The 12010-nt window shown below is 72.0% G+C and carries 9 protein-coding genes and 5 pseudogenes; 8 read left to right on the forward strand and 6 right to left on the reverse strand.

Going from position 1 to position 12010, the window contains the following annotated elements; genetic code table 11:
• Nucleotides 1-260 precede the first annotated feature (260 nt).
• Both ABZ881_RS30295 and ABZ881_RS30300 read left to right on the forward strand, forming a co-directional pair.
• A pseudogene (locus ABZ881_RS30295) lies at nucleotides 261-717 on the forward strand (transposase); the annotation flags it as partial.
• A 58-nt stretch (nucleotides 718-775) separates the two neighbouring features.
• Nucleotides 776-1161: pseudogene (locus tag ABZ881_RS30300) on the forward strand (L-arabinose isomerase); the annotation flags it as partial.
• A 228-nt stretch (nucleotides 1162-1389) separates the two neighbouring features.
• Here ABZ881_RS30300 and ABZ881_RS30305 read toward each other — a convergent pair.
• Complete coding sequence (locus tag ABZ881_RS30305) at nucleotides 1390-1965, reverse strand: helix-turn-helix domain-containing protein (protein ID WP_358489370.1); 576 nt, start codon at nucleotides 1963-1965, stop codon at nucleotides 1390-1392.
• Nucleotides 1966-2092: 127 nt separating this feature from the next.
• On the opposite strand from ABZ881_RS30305, the gene ABZ881_RS30310 reads away from it, so the two are divergent.
• The 4 genes from ABZ881_RS30310 to ABZ881_RS30325 are packed head-to-tail and all read left to right on the forward strand — an operon-like array spanning nucleotide 2093 to nucleotide 6370.
• A complete protein-coding gene (locus ABZ881_RS30310; RefSeq protein ID WP_358489373.1) occupies nucleotides 2093-3334 on the forward strand; it encodes an acyl-CoA dehydrogenase in 1242 nt (413 codons plus the stop codon).
• Nucleotides 3334-4425 (forward strand): selenide, water dikinase SelD, encoded by a 1092-nt coding sequence (selD, locus tag ABZ881_RS30315; RefSeq protein ID WP_358489374.1) that lies wholly within the window; start codon nucleotides 3334-3336, stop codon nucleotides 4423-4425. Before ABZ881_RS30310 ends, selD begins: the two co-directional genes overlap by 1 nt.
• Nucleotides 4422-4976 (forward strand): adenylyltransferase/cytidyltransferase family protein, encoded by a 555-nt coding sequence (locus ABZ881_RS30320; RefSeq protein ID WP_358489376.1) that lies wholly within the window; start codon nucleotides 4422-4424, stop codon nucleotides 4974-4976. The genes selD and ABZ881_RS30320 overlap by 4 nt, the downstream gene beginning before the upstream one ends.
• The gene (locus ABZ881_RS30325) at nucleotides 4973-6370 is read left to right on the forward strand and encodes a phosphoglycerate mutase (protein ID WP_358489378.1); all 1398 of its coding nucleotides are present in this window, start codon (nucleotides 4973-4975) and stop codon (nucleotides 6368-6370) included. The genes ABZ881_RS30320 and ABZ881_RS30325 overlap by 4 nt, the downstream gene beginning before the upstream one ends.
• 167 nt (nucleotides 6371-6537) lie before the next feature.
• Here ABZ881_RS30325 and ABZ881_RS30330 read toward each other — a convergent pair whose 3' ends face one another.
• From ABZ881_RS30330 to ABZ881_RS30350, 5 genes and pseudogenes are all read right to left on the reverse strand, one after another.
• Nucleotides 6538-7428: a tripartite tricarboxylate transporter substrate-binding protein gene (locus ABZ881_RS30330; protein WP_358489379.1), complete on the reverse strand. Its 891-nt coding sequence runs from the start codon at nucleotides 7426-7428 to the stop codon at nucleotides 6538-6540.
• A 225-nt stretch (nucleotides 7429-7653) separates the two neighbouring features.
• Nucleotides 7654-8070 (reverse strand): hypothetical protein, encoded by a 417-nt coding sequence (locus ABZ881_RS30335; protein WP_358489382.1) that lies wholly within the window; start codon nucleotides 8068-8070, stop codon nucleotides 7654-7656.
• A gap of 94 nt (nucleotides 8071-8164) precedes the next feature.
• Nucleotides 8165-8458 (reverse strand): annotated as a pseudogene (locus ABZ881_RS30340) (tripartite tricarboxylate transporter permease); the annotation flags it as partial.
• 151 nt (nucleotides 8459-8609) lie between these two features.
• Nucleotides 8610-9092: pseudogene (locus tag ABZ881_RS30345) on the reverse strand (tripartite tricarboxylate transporter permease); the annotation flags it as partial.
• Nucleotides 9093-9141: 49 nt separating this feature from the next.
• Nucleotides 9142-9384 (reverse strand): annotated as a pseudogene (locus ABZ881_RS30350) (tripartite tricarboxylate transporter permease); the annotation flags it as partial.
• Between the two features lie 911 nt (nucleotides 9385-10295).
• On the opposite strand from ABZ881_RS30350, the gene ABZ881_RS30355 reads away from it, so the two are divergent.
• Entirely contained in the window at nucleotides 10296-10619 is a 324-nt protein-coding gene (locus ABZ881_RS30355; RefSeq protein WP_358489384.1) for a 2Fe-2S iron-sulfur cluster-binding protein, read from the forward strand.
• Nucleotides 10616-11836 carry an FAD-dependent oxidoreductase gene (locus ABZ881_RS30360; RefSeq protein WP_358489387.1) on the forward strand — a complete coding sequence of 407 codons (1221 nt, stop codon included), beginning with the start codon at nucleotides 10616-10618 and terminating at the stop codon, nucleotides 11834-11836. Before ABZ881_RS30355 ends, ABZ881_RS30360 begins: the two co-directional genes overlap by 4 nt.
• Nucleotides 11837-12010: the final 174 nt, after the last annotated feature.

Consider the following 12010-nt stretch of genomic DNA (forward strand, 5'->3'; position numbering starts at 1 on the left):
TTGATCTAGGCAATCACCCATCTACCAGGAGCTTCACCTACTTCAGGGAAGCCACGCCGTGGCCCGACCGACCTCACGATCACCAGGTTGGAAAGCGCTCACTCTTGGTGGACGGGCGATTGCTGAGATCGATCCGTCCAACCAGGAGCTTCACACGCTGTCCTACCCGTCGGGGATGACTGGGTCCAGCCGCGCGGTCGGCGTCTCGCCGACTTTTGCGACGCCAGCGCGCCGAACGCGCGATGCGCTGGCAAAAGCTCGCGGCCTGGCCGTGGGTCCGGGCGCTGTTGCACTCGGTCTAGGACCAGCCCGACGCCGCGAGCGTTCATGCCCAGTTCGACCGCGTTCTCGACGCCGTCACCGACAAGCTCCCGAAAGTCGCCGAGCACCTCGACACCGCCCGCGCGGACGTCTTGGCGTTCACGAGCTTCCCGAAGGAGATCTGGCGCCAGATCTGGTCGAACAACCCCTCCGAGCGGCTCAACCGAGAGATCCGCCGCCGCACCGACGTCGTCGGGATCTTCCCTGACCGCGAGTCGCTGATCCGCCTCGTCGGCGCCGTCCTGGCCGAGCAGCACGACGAATGGGCCGAAGGACGCCGGCCGCTACCTCGGTCTCGAGGTCCTCGCCCGATCCCGCGTCAACGTCGTGCCCGCCGCGACCTCCGACGTCGAGGAGGTGAACTCCACCGACACGATCCCGGCGCTCAGCGCCTGACAACCAGAACTGAAGATCACGCGGTAGTCGTCACACACCACGCCAGCGGACTTGATCCGGCCGGGAGGGCCCCGTCCGCATGGTGTTCGACGCCGCTCCCGGCCCCGGCATCGTCGTCGGGATGTCGGACATGGGCGACCGCTTCCGGCTGGTGCTCAACGAGATCGACGTCGTCGAGGCCGACGAACCACTGCCGAACCTGCCCGTCGCCGCGCCGTGTGGGAGCCCTGCCCCGACCTATGTACCTCCTCCGAAGCGTGGATCATGGCCGGCGCGCCGCACCACACCGTGCTGTCCACGGCCCTGAGCACCGAGGAGGTCGCCGACCTGGCCGAGCTCGCGCGCACCGAGCTACTGGTGATCGACGAGGGCACGACGCCGCGCCGGTTCAGGCGCGAGCTGCGCTGGAACCAGGCCTACCACCGGCTGGCCGGGGCGTTGTGAGCACCACCGGCCGCGGGCGCAGTGGCTCTCACCGATGAGCAGCGCACCCGGCTGACCGCATGATCGAAACGGGCCCCTCGGCCAACACGTTGGCCGTGGGATCGGGGATCCTGCCGGCCGCCGGGCTGGGCATGTCCCGGACCAGCGGGCCGCGGATCTGGCCGCCGTCGTGCCGGAGCCCGCGGCCGCGGGCTGTGCCGGGTGCCCGGTGGCCGTGTGGCTGTCCGGTCAGGTGATCTGCCCGGTGAGGAAGCGTTGCATCAGCTGCCGTGCTTCGAGACCGAAGAGGTTCAGCCGGTGTGTGTGCCGCAGCAGGAGGAGGCCGGAGGCGTGGGCGAACGCCTCTGCGGTGAGCCGATTCGCCTCCTCGGCGCCGACGAGCTCCTCGGCAGCACCGCGGACCGGCTCCAGCGTGGCCAACAAGGCGACGTTGAGCTCATGATTTGCCTCCTCGTCGCCCAGGCCTCGGGGGGCCATTCCCCCAGCGAACAGGTAGAACCCCATGTCGAGATCACGGGGGTTGGCGTCGTAGAAGTCGAAGAACGCCAAGCCGGCGGCGACGTAGCGCCGAGCCGCCCCCTCGATGCCGGCCGCTGCGGTCTCGGTCTCGGCCCGCAACCGCTGCAGCGACTCGTGCAGAGCTGCGGCGTAGAGGTGTTCCTTGCTCGGGAAGTAGCCGTAGATCGCCCCGGTGGCGTATCCGGCCTCCTTGGCGATCGCCCGGATGCTCGCGTCGCGCAGCCCATCACGGGCGAACACGCGTAGTGCGGCCTCGAGGATCAGCGCCCGCTTCGCCTCGGCCACAGCATCGGCGCGTGCTGCGCGTGCGCCCTCCGGCATCCGTTCCGCCTTTCCCGTGAATGGCCGCGATGCTACAGTCCGCACAACGTTCATCCAAACGAACACTGTTCAACCACCGGGGTGGGTCACTGTGGCCGTCGCAGACATCGCTCCGAGCGAGCGGGTCGTCGCCTACACCGAGCGCTTCCGCACGTTCCTCGATACCGACGTCGCCGAGCTGGAGAAGGAGCTGGCCCGGCAGGGCGCCGGCACCGCGAGCGGCCCGAAGTTCGATGAGCAGGGCCGCATGCATCCGGCGGTGTGGGAGGCGCGCCGCGAGGTCCAGCGGCGCTCGGGCGCCCTGGGTCTCTACGCCCCGCACTCCGGCACCGCGGCCGGGGGCGACGGGTTCAGCCGGGTCGAGATGCACCACGTCGAGGAGTTCGTCTACCGCCACTCCGGCCTGGGACTGGGTCTGGCGGCACTGGCCTGGACCGAGGGGCCGAACCCCGCCATCGAGCACTGCTCTCCGGCCGTGCGCGAGCAGTACCTGGTGCCGCTGATGACCGGGGAGATCACTGCGGCGTTCTGCAACACCGAGCTCGGCGCCGGCTCGGACGTGCTGCGGATGGCCACCCGCGCGAGCCGCGACGGCGCCGACTGGATCATCAACGGGTCGAAGGGCTGGATCACCAACTCGCACTTCGCCGACGTCCTGCAGGTCGTGGCGGTCACCGACCCGGGCGCCGGCACCCGGTCGTTGTCGATGTTCCTGATCGACGCCGACGCGCCCGGGGTGAGTCGCGGGGCCGACCTGCCGACCACGATGGCCGACGGGCTGACCGGCACACTGGAGTTCCGTGATGTGCGGGTGCCGGCGGAGAACGTCGTCGGCGAGATCGGCGACGGCTTCGGCCTGGCGATGTCGTGGATCAACTGGCGCCGGCTATGTCGCGGTGGGATGTGCGCCGGCTGGGGCGCGTGGCTGCTTCAGCGCGCCGTCGACTACGCCCAGCAACGCGAGGTCGGCGGGAAGCCGATCGCCGCCCAGCAGGCCGTGCAGCACATGCTCGCCGACATCGACGCCGACATCTATCAGGCCCGCTCGACCTCGCTGGTCGCCCAGGCCCAGCTCGATGACCTCGACCCGTACGGAATGCCGCTGCACCCCGGGGCTCCCCGGCTGATCAGCCTGGTCAAGGTCATCAACGACGAGGTGTTCTTCCGGGTCGCCGACAACGCCATCCAGGTCCGTGGCGCGGTGGGGCTCGTCCACGACTCGCCCGAGGAGAAGCTGTTCCGGGTGGCGCGCAACCTGCGTATTCCGGCCGGCACCTCGGAGATCCAGCGCAACGCCATCGCCCGCGGTCTGCTCAGGACCAAGGCGGCGTGATGGCCGTGTCGGTTCCGCTCACGCAGTTCTCGCCGGGTGGTGGCTGCGCGTGCAAGCTGCCCCAGCGACTGCTCGACGACGTACTGGGCGCGCTGCGTACCGGCGCTGCGACCGGCGGGACCGACGCTCGCCTACGGGTCGGTCTCGACCCCGCCGACGACGCCGCGGTCTTCGACCTGCCCGGGTGGCACGGCCGGTCGCTGGTGGTGACCTGCGACTTCCTGACCCCGGTCGTGGACGACCCGTACCAGTGGGGACGGATCGCGGCGACCAACGCCCTGTCCGACGTCTACGCGATGGGTGGGCGCCCGCTGCTGGCGCTGAACCTGCTCGGCTGGCCGTCGGACCTCGACCCCGGGCTGGTCGCCGAGGTCCTCCGTGGCGGCGCAGAAGCGGTCGCCGACGCGGGCGCGCTGCTCGCGGGCGGTCACAGCATCGTCGACCCCGCCCCGAAGTACGGACTCGCCGTCATCGGCGAGGCCGCCCACGACGCCATCCTGCACAAGGGCGGCGGACATCCGGGTGACCGCCTGGTGCTGACCAAGCCCCTCGGCGTCGGCGTCATCGGCACCGCCGTCAAGCTGGGACGCGCCGCCGACACCGAGGTGGTGGGCGCAGTCGAGTCGATGACCCGACTCAACGCCGCCGCCTCGCGCGCCGCCGTGGCCTGCGGATTGGCCGGGGGCACCGACATCACCGGGTACGGCCTGATCGGGCACCTGCACGAGATGACATCGGCCGGCCGCCTCGAGGCCAGGATCTGGCCGGGCGAGGTGCCGTTGTTGCCCGGTGCCGCCCGGCTCGTCGCGAACGGATGCGCACCGGACGGCAGCCGACGAACCCTGCAGGACGCCCTCGACGCGGGCTGGTTCGTGCCGGGCGAGGCGGACTCGATCTGCCAGCTGCTGCTCGCCGACGCCCAGACCTCCGGTGGGCTGCTGCTCGCCGTCCCGCCGGCCAGGGTGGGCGAGCTGCTGGCAACGCTGCACCGTGGCGGCGACACCGCGGCGACGGTGGTGGGCGAGCTGGTCGAGGGCGCCCCCGGGCGTGTCACTGCCGCGCCGGGCCCGATCGGGAGGAGGCACGAGTGAGACGTCTGGCGTGCGTGACCGGCCGCTTCCAGCCCGTGCACGGACAGCACCTGGAACTGTTCGAACTCGCCTTGCGCGAGGCCGAGCACCTCATCGTCGCGGTCACCAACCCCGACACCAGAGCCCGGCACGAGGAGACGACCTCCGCGCACCGCCACCTCGCCGAGGCCAACCCGTTCACCTATTTCGAGCGTCTGCGTCTGCTGCAGGCCGCGCTGCAGGAACGAGGCCTGTCCCGCCACGTCTCGATCGTGCCCTTCGACCTGACCCGGCCCGAGACCTGGTACGAGTACGTCCCTGGCCGTGCACGACAGCTCGTGCGCGCTTACAGCGCCTGGGAACGGGAGAAGGCGAGCCGGCTCTCCGACGCCGGATACGAGGTGACGGTGCTCGACGGCGACCCGGCCACCCGGCTGTCGGCCTCCGATATCCGCGCGCGCCTCGACGCCGACCGGTCGGTATGGGCAGACCTGGTTCCGCGCGCCGTCGTCCCGGTGCTCGCAGAACTCCTCGCCGACCGGGACCGGACCGAGACCGAGGAGGCGACGTGAAGCCCGCGGGATACGGCGAGACCCAACCCCGACTCGACGACGACCGGCTACCGATCGTGCTCGTCGTCCTCGACGGCCTGGGCGACCGGCCGATCCCCCAGCTCGACGGCCGCACACCGGCCGAAGCCGCCCACACCCCTCACCTCGACGCCCTGGCCCGTCGCGGCGCGAGCGGCTGGCACCTGCCGTTCGGATGGGGGCGGGCTCCTGCCTCCGAACTCGCCCACTGGGCCATGTTCGGCTACGCCGAGGTGCCCTTCCCCGGCCGCGCCGTCCTCGAGGCCCTCGGCGGCGGCCTCGACGTCGACCCCGACGTCGCCGTCACCCACGCCTCCCTACGCACCTCGCGCGTCGACGGGAGCACGCTCCACCTCACCGGCAGGGCCCGGCCGGACGACCTCGACGACGTCGCCGCCCTGCTCACCGGACTCACCCCGATCCTCGCCGAACACGGCATGACCCTGCAACAGCTCGGGGGCAAGGGCGAAGCCCTGCTGTCCTCCCCCACCCACCACAGCGGCGCCGTCACCGACTCCGACCCGCTGTTCGAGACCTTTCACCCGTGGATGCGTCCGGTCCCGACCGAACCCGACGGTGCGGCGTTCGCCGAGGATCTCACCGCCGCGCTGCTCGATGCGCGGGCTTGGCTGTGCGCCAGTGACGTCAATGCGCGCCGCCTGGCCCGCGGCCTGCCCGCGCTCGACGTCCTCACCACCAAGTGGTCCGGCCGGCGAGGAACGATCCCGTCGTTCCTCGACCAGGTCGGGGTCGCCGGTGCCGCGGTCACCAGCACCCGCCTCTACGAGGGCATCGTCACCGCGCTGGACATGACCTCGTGCCACCTGTCCCCGGTCGACGACCTCGAGGAGGACATGGCCGGCCGGCTGGAAGCGGCGGAGCGGCTCATCGAGGACGGGGCCCGGTTCGTGCACGTCCACACGAAGGCCACCGACGAGGCCGGACACACCAAGCAACCCTTCGCCAAACGCGACGTCCTGCAGGCCATCGACCGCGGCCTGGCCGGTCTCGGGGAGATCGCCGAGCGCGCCGTGGTTGCGGTGACCGGGGACCACGCAACACCCTCCACCCACGGCGTGGTGCACGCGGGAGAACCGACCCCCCTGCTGGTGGCGGGCCCGACCGTGCGACCCGACGGCGTCACCGAGTGGGGCGAGCTCTCCAGCCAGGTGGGCTGGTGGGGCCAGGTACGGGCCGCCGAACTGCTGCCGCTGCTGCTCGGGCAGGCCAACCGACCGGTGTTCATGGGCCACCGCATCACCGCCCGGGCGGTGCCCGCGCTCGCCGACACACCCCGGCCAATGCCGCTGCGACAGGAAGCGCGGCCGCACCCGCCGGCCCGGACCGCCGCGCCCGGCCCGACCAGCCGTGGCTGACCGGCATCAACGCGCTGCGCAACACCGTGGTCCGGCGCGGAGCGCCGGCATCGACGGTGGTCCGCGCCGTCCGCGGCAGTCAGGTCACCGCCGTCCGGGCGACGGTCCCGCCCTCCGGCACCCGGGTCAGGTCGTGGTCCCAGCAGACCGGGGTGATCGGGATCCGCTCACGTGATGTCCCGGACGATCTCGCGGAACGCCGGGTCCGCGCTCAGCACCGAGCGCATGGCCTCGGTCAGCTCCGCCCCGGGCATGAACTCGATCGGCCGTCGCTGCTCGGTCGAGGCAGCGACCAGGTCCGGGTTGGTCAGGGCGCAGGCGAACGCGTCGCGCAGGAACGCCAGCCGGTCCGGGGCGAGACCGGGCGGGGCGACCATCGTGCGGCTCAGCGAGACGAGATCGAGCAGCGACGTCAACGTCTCCCGCTGCGCCGCGCCGGCGACCGGGAGGTCGCGGGCCCTGGGCACGCCCTCCAGTCCGGGGCTGTCGGCGTCACCGAGCACGAGCACCGGGCGGATCTCCCCCGACCGGATCGCGCTGACGGTGCTGGCTACCGGCAGGACCTGGGCGTCGGCGTCACCGCGCAGGTATGCCGTGCGGGCCTCGCCCGATCCGGCGAAGCCGCTGATCACCTCGACCGGGAAGTCGAAGATCTGCTGGAGCAGCGGCGGGTTGATGTAGTCGTTCGAGCCGGGCCCGGTGGAGACGAACCGCACCGGGTCCGGGGAGCGGAGCATGTCATCGAAGTCGGCGAAGCGGCTGTCCGCGGCGACGACCACGACGTTGGCTTCGGCCGAGACCCTGGCGACCCAGGACAGGGCGGCCAGGTCGAAGTTGATCCCGGCCGCCTGACCGATCTGGGCGCTCACCGCGCCGACCGTGTTGACGATCTGCACCCGGGTTCCGTCCGGCTCCGCGGCCGCGGTGTTCGAGGTCGCGAGCAGCCCGCCGGCGCCGGCCTCGTTGACGACCTCGACGTCACCACCGGTGCAGCGGGCGAGATAGGGCGCGACGTCGCGGGCGTACAGGTCGTAGCCGCCGCCGGGCTCGTAGGGCACTACGAGGTCGATCGCGCGGTCTCGGTAGAACTCCGGCGCCGGGAGCGCGCCGGGATCGGCACCCGCACCCGGCGAGGACGAGCGCGGCCACTCCCGCGGCGACGGCGGAGAGGTATCTGCGAGGTGTCATCGGAGCATCAGCCCTTCGGGGAGCGCAATCTCGAACAGCACGTCGAACAGCAGCCAGACGATCAGCCCGACGGCGACGCCGTACCCGACGCTTGCCTACCAGCTCGCCCGCGCCTGGACCCGCAGATGCGCGAGGGCGAAGACGGCCCCGGTGACAACGAGCCCGATGACGTAGGTGCCGGCGAGGAACCCGACGACCCAGGCCAGCGCCACCGTCCAGGACCGGCGACCGGCCGTGGCGAACACCCTGGTCACCTCGTCGGAGGGCGGTGGTCCTTCCCCGGAGCGCTGGGCGCGGGACCGCCCGGCCCGCCCGGTGAGGCTGCGGACCAGGTGGAGGCTGCTGAGCACGGCGCCCGTGCCCGCCGCCAGCAGCGGGATGGGCGCGGCCCGGAAACTCCACTGGGCGGCGAGCAGGACGGCGAGGGCGAAGACCGCCAGCAGCACCGCCGACATCGCCACCTCCACCGGATCGAACCGGCGGACGGCCGACGGCGCGGCGGTCGGTGCCACTGCACCCGGTGTGTCCCCGTCGGGGACCTGGTCGGACGTCGGCGAAGTTGTTGCCCGCGGTGTAGGTGCCGACCGTCAGCAGCACGAGCAGGGCCGGGACGATGTAGGTGCTCGGCACGTCGGTGAGCTTGACCAGGTGGCGGACCGTCAGTAGCGCGATCGCGACGGCGACGACGTTGGCGAGGATGACGATCCAAGCCATGGAGAGCGTCACGTCGAGATCGGTGGTCAGCATCTCCGGGCCCGGGTCGAGGCCGACGACGAGGAACGCGCTGAGCAGAACAGCGGTCGCCGCGCCGCCGGGGATCCCGAAGGCGACGATCGGTACGAGCGCACCACTGTCCTTGGCGTTGTTGCTCGCGCCGGCCACGATCACCCCCTCTATCGAGCCGTGGCCGAATTCCTCGGAGCGCCGGGAGGTCTGCTGGGCATGGCCGTACGCGAGGAACTACGCCACCGAACCACCGACCCCGGGCATCAATGCCGATCTCCGTGCCGATCGCCCCGGAGCGGACGACCAGCCACCAGTGCGCGAGCGAGTCCCGCACTCCCTGCAGCAGCGCGGACATGCCGCTCGCGCGTACCTCGTCGCCGGCCTTGTCCGCCTCGGTACGCGCGCTTCCGGACCGGTTGATCGAGCCACGGGCCAGCATCAGCTGCAGCAGCTCCGCACCGCCGAAGAGCCCGACCACCAGCGGGACCAGCGGGATCCCCGCCCAGAGGTAGAGCTCGCCGAAGGCGTACCTCGGCACCCCCTCCTGCGCGTCGATCCCGACCATCGCGACCATCACGCCGAGCAAGGCCATGAGTAGGCCCCTCACGACGTGTGCCCCCGAGAGCGCCACCACGAACGTGAGCCCGAGGATGGTGAGTGCGAAGAACTCGGCCGGGCCGAACGACAGCACGAGCGGCCGCACGATCGGGATCACGGCGACGAGCACGACGGCGCCGAACGCCGCGCCCAGCGCCGATGAGGAGAGCACGGCACCGAGCGCGCGTCCCGCCTCGCCCCGTTTGGTCATCGGGTGGCCGTCGAGAACGGTCGCCGCGGATGTCGCCCTCACCCGGGACGCCGAACAGCACCGAGGTGATGTCCCCCGCCGTGGAGGTCACGGCGAGCATGCCGAGCAGGAACGCGAAGGCCTGCACCGGTTCGAGACCGACGCTGAACGGCAGCATCAGCGCCAGGGTCACCGCCCCGCCGAGGCCGGGGAGGATGCCCACCGCGAATCCGACTGCCACGCCGACGAGCATCAGCAGCAGGGTTTGGGGCTGCAGCAGCTGGGCGAGGCTGCTCAGGAGCGCTTCTCCCATGGATCCTCCGTGATCTCGCTGCCGTCCGGGCAGGCCGGACGGGTGGTGGAGCGTTCAGGACTTCGGGGGCCAGCAGTCGCGTCGGGTCGACCGATGACCGATCTCGTCGCGGCGTCGGCGGCAGTGGCCGGCCACGTGTGTCGAGCCGGCGCGGGGGGACCGGAGCCCGATCTCTTCGCGTGTCGTCGTGCGCCGCACCTCGGCCGTCCACGAGCCGGTTCCGGATGCTCGGACCCGCTGCGACGGGCGAGTTGTCACGTCCGGCGAGGGAGATTCGGCGCGACGCCCGCGGTGTGGGCTTCGCCGAGGACGAACTCGAGGGTTGCTCACAGCGGCCGGCAGAGCGTGCGCGAGGTCGAGACCGGGACCGTCACGCACGCATCTCCGATCCGTCTGATCAGAGATGGCTGCTCAGGGCGGCCGCATCGGGACACGGGCCCGCTGCCCGGGCAGCACACATCGTGGCGGCGATACCGGCGTCATCGCCGGCTCTCGCTCCGGAGCCATGCGACGACAATAGGACTAACAACACACCAATACAGGTTCCGTGCATCAGTTCCTGCGGCGCCGCCGAAGCATGGACTCCAGCACAGCAGTCGCAGCCGCCGCCCACGTGCACGGCATGGTCGGAGCCGGGCCGCGAGAAGGCTCCGGCAGCGACCCCGGTCCGCCGGCAACGACCCGATCCCACTGCACGGTCCTGGTCGACACCGAAGCGCACACGACGGCCGGGCGCACCTGTGGGAGACGAGCGGCTCCGCCGCCCGGAGCGCCTCGGTCCGAGCTCTGCCCGTGCAGTACGAGCACGGCGGGCGGGTCGAATCTGGCCGAAGCGGCAGCGGTATGATGTAATACCAATTAGGCCGCTTCGCTCGGCCCGTTCCACGCCAGCAGAGCAAGGGAGGCCACAGGTGCCCAAGGTCGTTTTCGTCCTCCCGGACGGCACCCAGACCGGGGTCGACGCCCGCGACGGCGACTCCGTGATGCTGGCCGCGACCCAGAACGGGGTGCCGGGCATCGTCGCCGAGTGCGGCGGCAACGCCAGCTGCGCGACATGCCACGTCTGGGTCCGCGACGGCTTCGCGTCCCGGCTCGATCCCCCGGGCGATCTGGAGGAGGACCTGCTCGACCTGGCCGTCTCCGAACGGCGGGACGGCAGTCGGTTGTCCTGCCAGGTACCGGTGACCCCCGAGCTGGACGGCCTGACCGTCGAGATCCCAGCGGTCCAACCGTGACCGGCACCCTGGTGGTCGGGGCCGGCCAGGCCGGCGTGCAACTGGCCGTCTCGCTGCGCGAGTCGGGCGACACGATGCCGATCACGCTGATGGGCGCCGAACCGCAGCTGCCCTACCAGCGACCCCCGCTGTCCAAGGGCTACCTGTCCGGCGACACCGACGCCGATCGGCTCGCCCTACGCACATCCGCGTTCTACGCCGACCGCGGTATCGAGCTGGTCACCGGCGAGCGGATCACCGGGCTCGACACCGGCCGCGCGGTCACCGACCGCGGCCGGGAGATCGCGTTCGACCGGCTGGGGCTCACCGTCGGCGCCCGGGTACGGCGGCTCCGGGTACCCGGTGCCGCGCTCGACGGCGTGCACCACCTGCGCGACCTCGCCGACGCCGACCGGTTGCGCGCCGCGCTGGCCGGGACCGGGCCGGTGGTCGTGGTCGGCGGCGGCTTCATCGGCCTGGAGGCCGCGTCGGTGGCACGTGCGCACGGACGCCCGGTCACCGTCGTCGAGGCCACCGACCGGCTGCTGGGACGGGCCGTCGCCCCGGTCGTGTCCGCCTTCTACGCCGCCGCGCACGCCCGCCGCGGGGTCCGCGTCCTGCTGGACACCGGCGTGACCGCACTCGACGGCACGGCGGGGCGGGTCCGGTCGGTGCACCTCACCGGCGGCGGCGAGCTGCCCGCCGCGCTGGTGCTCGTCGGGATCGGCGTCGAGCCGCGCACCGAGCTGGCCACCGGCCTCGGCCTGGCCTGCCCCGGCGGGATCCCGGTCGACCTCGACGCCCGGACCGCGCTGCCGTCGGTGGTCGCCGCCGGGGACTGCACGCTGCAGCCGCACCCCACCGGCGGCGGGCACGCCCCGGTACGGGTGGAGTCGGTGCAGAACGCGGTGCACCAGGCCACGGTGGCGGCCGCGACGCTGGCCGGCGTCGCGCGCCCGGCCCCCGAGGTGCCGTGGTTCTGGTCCGACCAGGCCGACCTCAAGCTGCAGATCGCCGGGCTCGCCGCCGGTGCGGACGAGATCGTCGTGCGCGGCGACCCGGCGGCCGAGCGCTTCGCCGCGCTGCACTACCGGGACGGCCGCCTGCAGGCGGTCGACGCGGTCAACTCGCCGGCCGACTTCCTGGTGGTCCGCCGGGCGCTGGCCACCGGGGCCGAGCTGCCCGCAAGCGCGGCCCGCCGGACCGACCGGCCGCTCAAGGAGCTGCTCATCGCCTGACGACCGGGCTCTTCAGACTAATGGTAATACTGTTGTTCACTCGACATGGTATGGGAGGCGTGCGGTGCTCAAGACGGAAATCAACGAGCTGCTGACGCAGACCGGGCCCGGCACGCCGATGGGCGAGCTGTTCCGGCAGTACTGGATCCCGGCGCTGCTCGCCGAGGAGCTGCC

It is taken from the genome of Pseudonocardia sp. NPDC046786 (assembly GCF_040645415.1).
GTDB classification, from domain to species: Bacteria; Actinomycetota; Actinomycetes; order Mycobacteriales; family Pseudonocardiaceae; genus Pseudonocardia; species Pseudonocardia kongjuensis.